Annotated in this window: 13 protein-coding genes; 11 read left to right on the forward strand and 2 right to left on the reverse strand. The window is 72.5% G+C overall.

Annotation, left to right across the window (positions count from 1 at the left end):
* Positions 1 to 293 precede the first annotated feature (293 nt).
* The 7 genes from ABEG17_RS10405 (at position 294) to ABEG17_RS10435 (ending at position 4,829) form a co-directional block, all read left to right on the forward strand.
* A complete protein-coding gene (locus ABEG17_RS10405) occupies positions 294 to 1,013 on the forward strand; it encodes a hypothetical protein (protein ID WP_406829402.1) in 720 nt (239 codons plus the stop codon).
* A complete protein-coding gene (locus ABEG17_RS10410) occupies positions 1,010 to 2,137 on the forward strand; it encodes a TadA family conjugal transfer-associated ATPase (protein WP_406829403.1) in 1,128 nt (375 codons plus the stop codon). Before ABEG17_RS10405 ends, ABEG17_RS10410 begins: the two co-directional genes overlap by 4 nt.
* On the forward strand, positions 2,134 to 2,901 hold the full coding sequence (locus ABEG17_RS10415; RefSeq protein WP_406829405.1) for a type II secretion system F family protein: 768 nt from the start codon (positions 2,134 to 2,136) through the stop codon (positions 2,899 to 2,901). The genes ABEG17_RS10410 and ABEG17_RS10415 overlap by 4 nt, the downstream gene beginning before the upstream one ends.
* A gap of 37 nt (positions 2,902 to 2,938) precedes the next feature.
* Positions 2,939 to 3,529 carry a type II secretion system F family protein gene (locus ABEG17_RS10420; protein WP_406829406.1) on the forward strand — a complete coding sequence of 197 codons (591 nt, stop codon included), beginning with the start codon at positions 2,939 to 2,941 and terminating at the stop codon, positions 3,527 to 3,529.
* 189 nt (positions 3,530 to 3,718) lie between these two features.
* Positions 3,719 to 3,913, forward strand: coding sequence for a DUF4244 domain-containing protein (locus ABEG17_RS10425; protein WP_406829407.1), 195 nt, complete (start codon positions 3,719 to 3,721; stop codon positions 3,911 to 3,913).
* 14 nt (positions 3,914 to 3,927) lie between these two features.
* On the forward strand, positions 3,928 to 4,323 hold the full coding sequence (locus ABEG17_RS10430) for a TadE family type IV pilus minor pilin (RefSeq protein WP_406829408.1): 396 nt from the start codon (positions 3,928 to 3,930) through the stop codon (positions 4,321 to 4,323).
* Entirely contained in the window at positions 4,320 to 4,829 is a 510-nt protein-coding gene (locus ABEG17_RS10435) for an Rv3654c family TadE-like protein (protein ID WP_406829409.1), read from the forward strand. Before ABEG17_RS10430 ends, ABEG17_RS10435 begins: the two co-directional genes overlap by 4 nt.
* 49 nt (positions 4,830 to 4,878) lie before the next feature.
* Here the strand turns inward: ABEG17_RS10435 and ABEG17_RS10440 are convergent, their stop codons facing one another.
* Both ABEG17_RS10440 and ABEG17_RS10445 read right to left on the reverse strand, forming a co-directional pair.
* Complete coding sequence (locus tag ABEG17_RS10440; RefSeq protein ID WP_406829410.1) at positions 4,879 to 5,706, reverse strand: hypothetical protein; 828 nt, start codon at positions 5,704 to 5,706, stop codon at positions 4,879 to 4,881.
* Between the two features lie 183 nt (positions 5,707 to 5,889).
* Positions 5,890 to 8,355 (reverse strand): DEAD/DEAH box helicase, encoded by a 2,466-nt coding sequence (locus tag ABEG17_RS10445; protein ID WP_406829411.1) that lies wholly within the window; start codon positions 8,353 to 8,355, stop codon positions 5,890 to 5,892.
* 83 nt (positions 8,356 to 8,438) lie between these two features.
* On the opposite strand from ABEG17_RS10445, the gene ABEG17_RS10450 reads away from it, so the two are divergent.
* The 4 genes from ABEG17_RS10450 (at position 8,439) to ABEG17_RS10465 (ending at position 12,797) form a co-directional block, all read left to right on the forward strand.
* Complete coding sequence (locus tag ABEG17_RS10450) at positions 8,439 to 8,783, forward strand: anti-sigma factor antagonist (protein WP_406829412.1); 345 nt, start codon at positions 8,439 to 8,441, stop codon at positions 8,781 to 8,783.
* Between the two features lie 210 nt (positions 8,784 to 8,993).
* Positions 8,994 to 11,447: a sodium-translocating pyrophosphatase gene (locus tag ABEG17_RS10455; protein ID WP_406829413.1), complete on the forward strand. Its 2,454-nt coding sequence runs from the start codon at positions 8,994 to 8,996 to the stop codon at positions 11,445 to 11,447.
* Positions 11,448 to 11,606: 159 nt separating this feature from the next.
* Positions 11,607 to 12,083 carry an N-acetyltransferase family protein gene (locus ABEG17_RS10460; protein ID WP_406829414.1) on the forward strand — a complete coding sequence of 159 codons (477 nt, stop codon included), beginning with the start codon at positions 11,607 to 11,609 and terminating at the stop codon, positions 12,081 to 12,083.
* 9 nt (positions 12,084 to 12,092) lie between these two features.
* Positions 12,093 to 12,797, forward strand: coding sequence for an AIM24 family protein (locus ABEG17_RS10465; RefSeq protein WP_406829415.1), 705 nt, complete (start codon positions 12,093 to 12,095; stop codon positions 12,795 to 12,797).
* Positions 12,798 to 12,801: the final 4 nt, after the last annotated feature.

Here is a 12,801-nt window from a genome sequence, read left to right on the forward strand (position 1 = left end):
AGAGCGGCCTGAGAGCGGGACGACAGGCGTCATCAACGAGTTGCCATCGGGGAGTTAATGGTCCACGATGATCGTGTTCGCTCCCCCTTGGGGTAGAGCGGACCGGCGTACCTGCTCCTCCCCCCCGGAGCACGGTGCGTTGACGGCCCCGGTTGTCCCCCCGACCGGGGCCGTCCCCTTTCCCCGCCAGGACGGGCGCTGCCCCGTCCACAGGCGAGGTATGGCGCGAGCCCCGTCCACAGCCAGCTTTCCGCCGCCCCGCGAAGGGGTCGTGGTGCGGCGACAGTGGGGCCATGGAACACCGTGTGCTGGGAGTTGTCGGTGCCTCGGGCGGGCTGGGGGCCTCGACGCTCGCGGTCGCCCTGGCCGTGCGCGCGGCGGCATCGGTGGGCGCGACGGTCTGCGTGGACGGGGCCTTCGAGCGCGGCGGGCTGGATGTGACCGCCTGCCTGGAGCACGTCGCCGGCCTCCGCTGGTCCGACCTGGTCGACCTCAGGGGTGAGGCGGACGGCGCCGACCTGTTGAGGTCGCTCCCGTCCGCCGGGGGGCTGCGCGTCCTCGCGGCCCGGGGGCTGCTTCCACCGGACGAGGTGGTCGAGTCGTGCCTGCGGGCGCTGTCCTCGATCTGCGGGCTGACCGTGGTCGACCTCGGGGGCTCGCTGCGCTGGGTGGGGCACTGCAGCGACGTGCTGCTGGTCAGCGGGGTGAGTGCACGACACCTCGCCGACGCCTCGGCGCTCGCGGTCGGGCTGAGCCGCCATCGCGCCTCGGCCAGGTTGGTGCTGCGGGCCGGTCGACGGGAGTCGGTGACGGCCGAGGAGGTGGCGGTGCACCTGGACCTGCCCCTCGCAGCGACCGTGCGCGACGACGTCCAGGCGGTCACCGACGCCGACCGGGCGCGGGTGCCGGGATCGCGAACGAGTGGTTCCGTGGCGATCGCCGCCGACCGGCTGCTGTCCGAGCTGGGCGTCCGCGGCACCGGTGCGGGCGAGCCCGAGCGGCTCACGGCGTGAGCGGGGCCGAGCTCATCGCCGACCGCATCCGACGGGGTGAGTCACCCGACGAGCAGGCCGTCGGGCGGGTCGCGACGCTGGACGCCGTACGGCTCGGGTCCCAAGGGGCGACGGCGGCGCGGGTGGCGCTGGCCGCGGAGGTGCTGGGTCTAGGACCGCTCGAGGAGCTCGTCGCCGACGACAGGGTGACCGACGTCCTGGTCAACGGTGACGGTTCGGTGTGGGTCGACCGTGGGCGTGGGGTGGAGCCTGCGGGTCTGGACCTGCCGGACGCAGCGGCCGCACGGCGGCTCGGTGTGCGGCTGGCAGCCCTCGCCGGTCGCCGGCTCGACGAGAGCCAACCGTGGGTCGACGGGCTGCTGCCCGGCGGTGTCCGGTTGCACGCGATCCTCCCGCCGCTGGTCGACGGCGGGGTGCACGTCAGCCTGCGCGTCCCCCGGGCGCGTGCCACCGGGCTGGCCTCTCTGGCTGCGACGGGCATGTTCGACGAGGCCGTGGGGTCCTTGCTGCGTGCGCTCGTGAGGCACCGGCGGTCGTTCGTGGTGACCGGGGGGACCGGTTGCGGCAAGACCACCCTCCTGGCCGCCATGCTCGCCGAGGCTCCTGCCGACGAGCGACTCGTGGTCGTCGAGGACGTTCGTGAGCTCGCCATCGCGCACCCGCACGTCGTGCTGCTGCAGGGGCGTAGCGCCAACGTCGAGGGTCAGGGCCACGTGGGCCTGGTCGACCTGGTCCGGCAGGCCCTGCGGATGAGGCCTGACCGGCTCGTGGTCGGGGAGGTGCGCGGTGCCGAGGTGCGCGAGATGTTGGCGGCGCTCAACACCGGGCACGACGGGGGCTGCTGCACCGTCCATGCCAACAGCCCGGCCGACGTGCCGGCACGCTTCGACGCCCTCGGCGCGCTGGCGGGGATGCCGCACGACGTCGTGCAGCGGCAGCTGGCCAGTGCCGTGCAGGCGGTCGTGCACGTCGAGCGCGGAGGGCAGGGTCGCCGCGTCGCCTCGCTGTCGGTGCTCCGTCGAACGGGTGACGAGGTCGTCTGCGAGCCGGCGCTCGACGCGGTGAACGGCGCCAAGGGGCCTGGGTGGTCGGTGCTGCAGCGGCTCACCGGGAGCTCGAGATGATGGACCTCTGGGCCTTGCCCGGCGTCCTTGCGGTGACGCTCGCCCTGGCCGTGACGGCCGTCCTCGTGTGGCCCGGGCGTCCCGCCCCGCACGAGCCCTTTGCTCCGTACGAGGATCCGACGTCCCGTCGAGGCCCGAGCCCGGACGGAGGTTCGGCGACGGGGCCGTCCGGGGCTGGTGGCCTCCCGTGGACGCGGCGTCGTCGCCGGGTCCGCGTCGTCACGGCGGCCGAGGACCGGCTGGCGGACCTCCTCGGGCTCGTGGCCGCGCCGTTGCGGGCCGGTGTCCCGGCGACGACCAGCGTGGCGGCGGCTGGGGAGGCCGTCGAGGACGACCCGCTGCTCGGGCCTCTCGTCCTCGACGTCCTGGCCGCAGGGGCGACCGGTGAGCAGGTGTCGGGCACCTGGCTGTCTCACGCGGAGCTCTTGGACAGCGAGGCCCTTCGGTTCGTGGGCCAGGCGTGGGCGCTCAGTGAGCGCACCGGCGCGCCACTGGTCGACGCGCTCAGGTCGAGTGAGCAGGTGCTCCGCGCGCGGACGCGGTCGAGACAGCGCCTGGCCAGCGCGGCCGCGGGTCCTCGGGCGTCCATGGGCGTGCTCGCCCTGCTCCCGCTGAGCGGTCCGGTGGTCGGTATGGCGTGCGGGGTGAGCCCTGTGGAGCTCTACCTGTCCACCGCCTGGTCCACGGCCAGCCTCGTCATCGGCATCGGGTTCGCGACCTTCGGGTGGTGGTGGAGCCGGACCATCCTCGAGCGGGCCGCGTGACCCGCCCAGCCTGCCGTCCGTTCTCGGGAGCTTTCCAGTGACCGTGGTGCTCGCCCTGCTGGTCGTCCTGGTTGTGCTCCTGTGGCCCTCGCGGCGGGGCCTCGCCTGTAGAACGGTGACCTACGAGGCGCTGGCGTCCCGCGCGTCGGGGCGGACCGGTGACCGGACAGGAGGACGAGTCGGCACGGCGACGGTCGACGAGGTGGCTGACGCGCTGGTCCTCATCGCCCTCGCGCTGCGTGCCGGGCTCGATCTCACCCAGGCCCTCGAAGCGGTGGCCGTGAGCGCCCGCGGGCCAGTGGCCACGGACCTGTCGGCCGTGGTGGCGGCGGTGCGGTGGGGGCGGCCGGTGGACGAGGCTTGGTCCTATGCCGGTGCCGTGTGGCGCCCCGCAGCCCTGGCGTGGTCCGTCGCCGATACCACCGGCGCAGCTCCGGCTGCCCTGGTGGCCGAGGCCGGGGTGCGCCTGCGAGAGGAGCAGGAGCGGGATCGCGAGCGCCGGGCCGCCCGGGCGGGTGTCCTGCTGGTCCTGCCGCTGGGGCTGGGCTTCCTACCGGCCTTCGCCTGCACCGCCGTCCTGCCCGTCGTCATCGCCCTCGCCGTGGGCGTCCTCGACTCCTCCGGTTGAGGTTCTGCCGGGTCGAGGCCCGGCAGGTCGAGGCCCTGCGGGTCGAGCCTCCGGCCAGGCGGTCCACAGAGCGGCGAAGGTTCGCGCTCCGTCCACAGGCGCGGTCGGTGGGCGTGGTCGTCGGGCGCCGAGCGGGCTGGACTGGGCGGGACGACGGCAGGCAGCCGTCACTGACAGAAGGAGTGCAGCGTGAGATGCAGACTGGCACAGCGGTTCTCGAGGATTCGTCGCCAGGCGGAGGCCGGCATGACCACCGCGGAGTATGCCGTGGGGACGCTGGCGGCGTGTGCCTTCGCGGCCGTGCTGCTCGCGGTGGTGCGGTCCGGTGGGGTCAAGGCGGCGCTAGCGTCGGTGATCACCGCAGCCCTGGGTGTGGCCGGCTGAGCCGCGAGCGGGGGATGGCGACCGTCGAGCTGGCGGTCGCTCTTCCCGCTCTGGTCCTGGTGCTGGTGGTGGCGCTGTCCGGCATCACGACCGTGCTGGACCAGGTGCGCTGTGTCGATGCCGCTCGCGCCACGGCGCGCGCCATGGCCCGAGGAGACGCCACGGCCGGGGCGGTCGACCAGGGCAGGCGTCTTGCCCCGCCGGCGGCGCAGTTCGCGGTGTCCACGACGGCCAGCGCCGTCGACGTCACCGTGAGCTCACCGGCGGCCCCGGCCCTTCGGTGGCTGGGTGCTCGCGCCGCGCCGAGGGGACATGCGTCCGCCAACCGCGAGGACGTCCCCGCGGCGCAGGGCGACGCCGGTGCGGCGGCGGGAGCCGGGGCCGTCCCGGCACGGACCACGAGCTGGTGACCACGGGGATGGGGCGCGAGCTGGTGAACACCACGGCAGAGCCCGAGGTCGTTGCGTATGTGGGCCGGCGTCGGACCGCACGGACGGCTGTCAGCCGGGCGGCCACTCGCCTCACCGGCCGGCCGATGAGCTGCCGATGCCGACGTGACGAGCAGGGGAGCGGCACCGTCCTGGCGCTCGCGGCGACAGCGGTCCTGGTGATGATCCTCGTCGCGGGACTTGCGCTGGCGAGCGCGGTGGCTGCCGCGCATCGCGCCCGGGCCGGAGCCGACCTGGGTGCCTTGGCGGCGGCAGCGGCCCTGCAGGGTGGTGGGAGCAGCGCTGAGGCCTGTGCCCGGGCCGCCACGGTCGCCGCAGCCAACACGACCGAGCAGCAGAGCTGTTTCGTGGGGATCGATGGCTCGGTCAGGGTGACCACGACGGCCCTGGTCGGGTTGGTGCTGCCGGGGTTGGGCGCTCCCCGGGCACGAGCAACGGCGCGGGCAGGGCCCGCGCCGTTGCTGTGAGTGCTACCGACATAAGGCGCGCGAGGCGCGCTCCGGTCGGGTGGAGAGGTCAGTCGCGACCTTGGGGGTCGCGTCCCATGATGCGGTCGGCCATGGTGCGGTGCGCCGGGCGCTCACCCGCGGCAGTGGCTGCATCGGCCTCGTCGTAGCCCGGACGGTCCGCACCGACCGTGGTGGCATCCGCCTGGTCGTGGGTCTGGTGGTCGACACCCGTGGCTGCGTCCGTGTCGGCGGGCGAGTAGAGGCGCTCGTCCGCGGCGCCGTCGCCGGTCCGTTCGTGGGCTTCACTGTCGCCGGTCCGGTCGTAGGCCTCACCGTGAGTGGTGGCCTCACCGTGAGTGGCGGCCCCACCGTGGGTCGCGCCGGCGGCGGTCGCCGGGACGGCCGCGACGGTCGTCTGGCGGGCGCTGAGCTCGCGCTCGACGCGGGCGCGCTCGTCGGCCCTGGCGCGGTCCTCGATCTCGCGCTCGCGGGCACGGAACTCGTCGTTGCGGACGCGGTCGCGTTCGGCCAGCTTGGACTCCAGCTCGGCGTCCTTGGCGCGGTCACGGTCGGCCAGCGCGCTCTGGTGCGTCTCCTCGGCGCGCTTGCGCTCGTCGGCCCGGACAGACTCCTCTAGCTCGGCCTGGCGCTGGGCCTCCTTGGCGTCGCGGGCCGGGCGGCGCCTGCGCTTCATGACACCCCGGATGATGCCGAGGCCGAACCACAGGAGAAGCACGATCAGGGCACCGGCGATGAGCAGGGCCAGTGGGGTGAGGCCGACCTTGATGCCGGCAGCATCGAGGTTGACGGTGTTGGTCAGTGACTGCGTCCCGAGGAACAGCAGCACTCCAGCGGCGATGGCCACGATGACCAGGATCAGTCCGAGCACGATCAAGGGGGGCCTCCGAGAGCTCTGGGGCGCATGGTGCGCCATCGGTCCCGACCATAGCCCGTGGCCTGCGGAGTTGCCCGTTTGGCGACCTTGCCCCACCACTGGTACGGCGCCCCACGAGTCGGGTGCGGCCATGGCTGCCCGGGCGGGGTGCCGGCCCCCCGGCCGTGTGATCCGCAGGCCCCGTCAGTGGTGCTGTGGTGCCTCGCGCAGGACGGCCTCCAGCAGGCGCACCGCGCCGGCCTTGTCCAGGGGCTCGTTGCCGTTGCCGCACTTGGGCGACTGGACGCATCCGGGGCACCCGCTCTCGCACCGGCACGACCGCACCGCTTCGAGGGTCGCTGACAGCCACATCTCGAAGACGCCGTAGGCGCGTTGGGCGAATCCTGCTCCACCGGGATGGCCGTCGTAGACCATGATCGTCGGCAGGCCCGTGTCGGGGTGCAGCGCCGTCGAGACGCCGCCGATGTCCCAGCGGTCTGAGGTCGCCACCAACGGCATCATGCCGATCGCCGCGTGCTCCGCGGCGTGCGCAGCGCCCGGGATGTCGACCTCCGCGACCCCGGCTGCTGCCAGCCACTCGACGGGCATGGTCCACCAGACCGCCTTGGTGGACAGGGTGCGCTGGGGCAGGTCGAGCGGGTGCGTGCCGATGACCTCGCCGCCGGGCAGTCGCCGCAGGAAGCTCGTGACCTGGTTGTGGACCCGTACGGCCCCGAACGCGACGTCGATCGGCCCCCACGAGCGGGAGTCCTGCGCTCCGACGACGTCGAAGGCGCTCACCGACTGGGCGAAGGTGCTCCACCCCGGGTCGCCCCGCACCGCCGTCGCGGTCCCGGTCTCGAGGTCGAGCTCGGTGACGATGTAGGTGCTGCCCTGGTGGACGTGGACGGCCCCGGTGTGTGCCTGGGAGTGCGCCGACGCCTCGTCGATCGTGCCGAGCACCCGACCGGTGCGCCGCTCCACGATGCCGACGACCTCGCCGCTGCCACGCAGCGAGACGTGGTCGCTGGCCCGGTCCGAGCGCGCCCAGAACCACCCCGAGGGCCGGCGTCGCAGGATCCCTCGGGCGACCAGGGCGTCCACGAGCCGTCGCGCGTCCGGCCCGAACATCTCGAGGTCGGCCTCCCTCAGCGGCAGCTCGGCGGCGGCCGCGGCGAGGTGCGGCGCGAGCACGTGGGGGTTGTCGGGGTCGAGGACGGTGCTCTCGACCGGCTGGCCGAAGACGACCTCGGGGTGGTTGACCACATAGGTGTCGAGGGGGTCGTCCGCGGCGACGAACACCGCCAGCGACCGCGTCCCCGCTCGCCCGGCCCGCCCGGCCTGCTGCCACAACGAGGCGCGCGTCCCCGGCCAGCCGGCCAGCAGCACCGCGTCGAGCCCGCTCACGTCGACGCCCAGCTCGAGGGCGTTCGTCGCGGCCAGCCCGATGATGTCGCCGTCGCGCAGGGCCCGCTCGAGCTCGCGGCGCTCCTCGGGGAGGTAACCGCCCCGGTATGCCGCGACCGCCGCTGCGAGCCGCGGCTGGTCCTCCAGCCTGCGCCGGGCGCTGGAGGCCAGCGCCTCGACCCCGGCCCGCGACCGGGCGAAGGCCACGGTCTGCACCCGGGCGGACACCAGCTCGGCCAGCAGGTCGGCGGCCTCGGAGGTGGCACTGCGCCGGGCAGGGGTCTCCCCGGAGGTGTCCCTGAGCTCCTGCGGGGGGAAGGACCGTCCGACGAGCTCGTCACCCGGGCCGGCGGGGCCCTCGTCCGCGGTGTACCCCGCGGCCCAGTCGCCGCCGGTCGGTGCCGTCCCGCCGAACCCTTCGTCGAGGGCCCCCGGCTCCCACAGGGCGAAGGTCATCTCCTCCCGCGGCGAACCGTCGACGGTCACCGCCTCCACGGGCAGCCCGACCAGGCGGCTGGCATGGTCACCCGGGTCGCGCACGGTGGCGGACGCGAGGACGAAGGTGGGGGAGGCGCCATACCGGGCACAGACCCGCCGCAGCCGCCGCAGGAGGGCCGCGAGGTGCGAGCCGAAGACGCCGCGGTAGACGTGGCACTCGTCGATGACGACGTAGCGCAGCCGCCGCAGGAACGGCGCCCAGCGCTCGTGCAGCGGCAGCAGCGAGTGGTGCACGAGGTCGGGGTTGGTGAGCACGAGGTGGGCGTGGTCGCGGATCCAGCGGCGTTCCTCGCTGGGGGTGTCGCCGTCGTAGGTCGCGGCCCGCACGCCCGGCACGGCCATGGCCTGGACCCTGGCGAGCTGGTCGGCCGCGAGCGCCTTGGTCGGGGAGAGGTAGAGCGCGGTGGCTCCCCGACCGGTCGGCGCGGACGAACCCTCCACGAGCGCGGTCAGCACGGGCAGGAGGTAGCCCAGGCTCTTGCCCGAGGCGGTCCCGGTGGCCATGACGACGTGCGATCCGGCGTGGGCCAGGTCGGCGGCTTCGCGTTGGTGCGACCACAAGGACGTGACCCCGGCGCCGGCGCACGCCGCATGCACGCAGGGGTCCACCCAGTCGGGCCAGGCAGCGAGGGAGGCCGGCCGAGCGGGCACCTCGTGCACGTGGCGCAGGCGCTCGGCTCGCGGACCGGACGCCAGGGCTGCAAGCGTTGCCTCGGGGTCGAAGCCGGTCCGCGCCAAGGGTGCGGTGCGAGGCGGAGTGGACATTGCCGCTACCGTAATCCCGAGGGCGGACGGCCGAGCCGACCGCCCATGAGCGAAGTCGTAGCGAAGTCGACGAAAGGGTGACCGTGGACCTGTCGGTCTCCAGCAGCGAGCAGGGCGCCGTGACGATCGTCCACGTGGCGGGCGAGATCGACGTCTACACCGCGCCGTTGCTGCGCGAGGTGCTGGACAAGCAGGTGGCTGCAGGCCGTACGACCCTGGTCGTCGACCTCGAGCACGTCACCTTCATGGACTCCACCGGTCTGGGGGTCCTCGTCGGTCGCCTCAAGCTCGTCCGCGGCCAGAACGGCAGCCTGCGCATCGTCAGCGCCCAGGACCGCATCCTCAAGGTCTTCAAGATCACCGGTCTGGACAAGGTGTTCCACATCTTCCCCTCGGTCGACGAGGCCACCTCCGCCTCCACCTCCTGACGGGGGTCGGGCGCGTTCCGGCGTCCGCCCTGCTCGGCGTCCCGTACCGCTCGGATCGGACACCGCCCGACAATTCACTGTGACGCTGCTCACCGGCCGACAGAATCGGTGTGACGTGCATTACTCTCGCCAGCATCGTCCCCCGTGGTGGTGCGACAGCACGTCGCGCCCATGGACGATCCTGCAGTGTTCCCCATCGAGGAGGATGGAATGTCGCGCCTTGCGCCTGCCGCAGCTGCTCAACTGCAGCTCGACGGCACCAATCTCACCCTGGTCATCGGCGTGCTCGCCATTGCCCTCATCGCCCTGGTCATGGGGGTCTTCTTCCGCCAGCAGGTCCTGGCGGCCGACCCCGGCACCGAGAAGATGCAGGAGATCGGCGCCGCCGTCGAGGAAGGGGCGCAGGCGTTCCTCGCCCGCCAGTTCAAGACGCTCGCCGTCTTCGTCGTCCTCGTCTTCGGCCTGCTCCTCCTGCTCCCCGCCGACACCGCCGGCGTCCGATGGGGTCGTTCCGGCTTCTTCGTCGTCGGTGCGCTGTTCTCCGCGGCCATCGGCTACTTCGGGATGAGCCTGGCCGTCAAGGCCAACGTCCGCGTCGCGTCCGCCGCCCGAGACGGCGACCGTGACTCCGGCATGCGGATCGCCTTCCGCACCGGTGGCACGGTCGGTATGGCGACGGTGGGCCTGGGCCTGCTCGGCGCGTCCGTGGTGGTCCTGCTCTACAAGGGTGACGCACCCAAGGTGCTCGAGGGCTTCGGCTTCGGCGCCGCCCTGCTCGCCATGTTCATGCGCGTCGGTGGCGGCATCTTCACCAAGGCCGCCGACGTGGGTGCGGACCTGGTCGGCAAGGTCGAGGCAGGCATCCCCGAGGACGACCCGCGCAACGCCGCGACGATCGCCGACAACGTCGGTGACAACGTCGGCGACTGCGCCGGCATGGCCGCGGACCTGTTCGAGTCCTACGCGGTGATGCTCGTCGCGGCCCTGATCCTCGGGTCGGCCGCCTTCGGCAGCTACGGCTTGGTCTTCCCGCTGATCGTGCCCGCCATCGGTGCGGTGACCGCCCTCATCGGCGTGTTCATCACGCGGGTGAAGCCGGGCGAGAACGCGCTGTCGGCGATCAACCGCGGCTTCTACATCTCGGCCGGCATCGCCGCCGTCCTGTCGGCCGTCGCGGCCTACGTCTACCTGCCGGACACGTTCGCCGGGCTGGGCTCGACGAACGAGTCGGTCACCGCCCTGACCGGTGACCCGCGGCTCCGGGCCGTCCTCGCCGTCGTCGTCGGCATCGTCCTGGCCGCGGTGATCCTGTGGTTGACCGGGTACTTCACCGGCACCGACAAGCGTCCGACCAAGGACGTCGCCCGTACCTCCCTCACCGGTGCCGCCACCGTCGTCCTCTCCGGGATCGGCGTCGGCCTCGAGTCGGCCGTCTACACCGCAGTCATCATCGGCGCCGCCGTGTATGCCGCGTTCCTCCTGGGCGGTGGGTCGGTCATCCTGTCGCTGTTCCTCATCGCCCTGGCCGGTTGTGGACTGCTCACCACGGTGGGCGTCATCGTGGCCATGGACACCTTCGGCCCGGTCTCCGACAACGCCCAGGGCATCGCCGAGATGTCCGGTGACGTCGACGGCGAGGGCGCGCAGATCCTCACCGACCTCGACGCGGTGGGCAACACCACCAAGGCGATCACCAAGGGCATCGCGATCGCGACGGCCGTGCTGGCCGCGACCGCCCTGTTCGGTTCCTACTCCGACGCGTGGCAGTCCAAGTACCAGCCGATCCTGCAGGGCCTGCAGGCCAAGGCGCAGGCCGGTGCGCTGTCGCAGGGGCAGATCGCCGAGATCCAGCGGCAGCTCACGCAGTTCGACCTGCAGATCGTCACCCCGAGCGTCCTCGTCGGTCTGCTCATCGGTGCCGCCACGGTGTTCCTGTTCTCGGGTCTGGCCATCAACGCCGTGACCCGTGCCGCAGGCGCGATCGTGTTCGAGGTCCGCCGTCAGTTCCGGGAGATCCCCGGCATCATGGAGGGCACCACCAAGCCCGAGTACGGCAAGGTCGTCGACATCTGCACCAAGGACTCGTTGCGCGAGCTCGCAACCCCCGGTCTCCTGGCGGCCCTCATGCCTGTCGCCGTCGGGTTCGGGCTCGGTATCGGGCCGCTCGCCGGCTTCCTCGCCGGTGCGATCGGCACCGGTTGCCTCATGGCGGTGTTCCTGGCCAACTCCGGTGGGTCGTGGGACAACGCGAAGAAGATCGTCGAGGACGGTGCCCACGGCGGCAAGGGCAGCGACGCCCACGCGGCAACCGTCATCGGTGACACCGTCGGTGACCCGTTCAAGGACACCGCCGGCCCGTCGATCAACCCGCTGATCAAGGTGATGAACCTCGTCTCGGTGCTCATCGCCCCGGCGATCGTCACCCTGTCGATCGGTGACGACAGGAACTCCCTGATCCGTTACGGCATCGCCGGTGTGGCCCTGCTCGTGGTCATCGCGGCGGTCGCCGTCTCCAAGTCCCGCGACCTCGCCATCGGCGGCGAGACCCCCGAGGAGCTCGGCAAGGAGGAAGCGGCTCGCGTCCACGCCCCCACGGCCGGCTCCGTCGGGGCGAACGACACGGTGCACGAGAGCGAGCTGGAGCAGGAGGACCTGCGCCACTAGGCGAACGTCACTCGCGAACGGCCGGTCCCCATCCTGGGGGGCCGGCCGTTCGCGGTGCGGCGGGCCAAGGCGCGCGAGCACTGCACGTGGAGCGCGGGCACCGAACGCGGAGCGCGAGCACCGCACGCCGCAGCGTTGCGCGACGCGTAGGTTTCGCGCATGGACACACCATCGGGTCTCACGGTCACCGAGGTCGCCGAGGCGGACCTCGGCGACCTCACGGCGTCGATGCTCGCCTACGCCCGCTTCTACGCGCAGGATCCGTCGGTGGACGACCTGGTCGCCATGGCGCGCGCGTTTCTGACGGGCGCAGGTGGCACACAGCTCGTCGCCCGTGCCTCACCCCACGGTGAGCTGGTCGGGCACGCGACGGTGCTCTGGAGCTGGGACACCACGCTCGGGCTGCCGCTGGCGGTCATGGAGGACCTCTTCGTCGCTCCGGGCTCCCGGTCCGCAGGCGTCGGCCGGGCGCTCCTGGAAGCCTGCCGCGAGCTCGCCGCCCAGCGAGGCTGTCGGTGGCTGCAGTGGCAGACGGCGCCGGACAACACCACCGCCCAGCGCCTCTACGACAGCCTCGGTGGTGACCGGTCGCAGTGGCTGACCTACCGGGTCCCCACCGAAGGCCCTTCAGCCTAGGGTGGCGTCATGCAGAGTCCACTGTTCGAGCAGGCGAACCTCGAGGTCCAGGTGGAGCAACGCTTCGCCCTGCAGAACCCCCAGATGCTGCGCGTCCACCTCGGTGGCGACGTGCTGGCCGTCAAGGGCGCGATGGTGGCCTACCAGGGCAGCATCCGCTTCGACCACGAGAAGGCCGGCAGCGTCAGCAAGATGTTCAAGAAGGTCGTCACCGGGGAGGACGTGTCCCTCATGCGTGTCTCCGGCGAGGGGGAGGTGTTCTTCGCGTCCGCGGCCGGCTTCGTCTTCCTCGTCCAGCTCGACGGCGACGGCATCAGCTTCAACGCGCGCAACCTGTTGGCCTTCGACTCCAGCATCGAGTGGGACATCCAGCGCGTCCAGGGCGCGGGGATGCTCAGCGGCGGCCTGTTCAACACCACGCTGCAGGGCACCGGCACCGCGGCGATCCACACGGTGGGCCAGCCGGTCGTCCTCGACTGCAGCACCCAGCCGACCTACGTCGACGTCCAGGCCTGCGTGGGCTGGTCGGCCAACCTCGTGCCGCAGGTCGTGTCGAGCATGAACGTCCGCTCGATGGTCCGCGGCGGATCCGGGGAGGCGTTCCAGTACGCCTTCCACGGCCGGGGGTTCGTCATCGTGCAGCCCAGTGAGTGGAGCACGCCGTCGACCGGTGGTGGCGGGGGATTCTCCCTCGGCGGCCTGCTCGACGGCTGACCTC

This window comes from Pedococcus sp. KACC 23699 (assembly GCF_045348425.1).
GTDB lineage: Bacteria > Actinomycetota > Actinomycetes > Actinomycetales > Dermatophilaceae > Pedococcus.

Bases quoted from the DNA above. Each gene is read 5' to 3' on its own strand.
- ABEG17_RS10460 (WP_406829414.1), top strand. From the start codon at position 11,607: ATGGACACACCATCGGGTCTCACGGTCACCGAGGTCGCCGAGGCGGAC.
- ABEG17_RS10430 (WP_406829408.1), top strand. From the start codon at position 3,928: ATGGCGACCGTCGAGCTGGCGGTCGCTCTTCCCGCTCTGGTCCTGGTG.
- ABEG17_RS10455 (WP_406829413.1), top strand. From the start codon at position 8,994: ATGTCGCGCCTTGCGCCTGCCGCAGCTGCTCAACTGCAGCTCGACGGC.
- ABEG17_RS10445 (WP_406829411.1), bottom strand. From the start codon at position 8,355: ATGTCCACTCCGCCTCGCACCGCACCCTTGGCGCGGACCGGCTTCGAC.
- ABEG17_RS10415 (WP_406829405.1), top strand. From the start codon at position 2,134: ATGATGGACCTCTGGGCCTTGCCCGGCGTCCTTGCGGTGACGCTCGCC.
- ABEG17_RS10405 (WP_406829402.1), top strand. From the start codon at position 294: ATGGAACACCGTGTGCTGGGAGTTGTCGGTGCCTCGGGCGGGCTGGGG.
- ABEG17_RS10465 (WP_406829415.1), top strand. From the start codon at position 12,093: ATGCAGAGTCCACTGTTCGAGCAGGCGAACCTCGAGGTCCAGGTGGAG.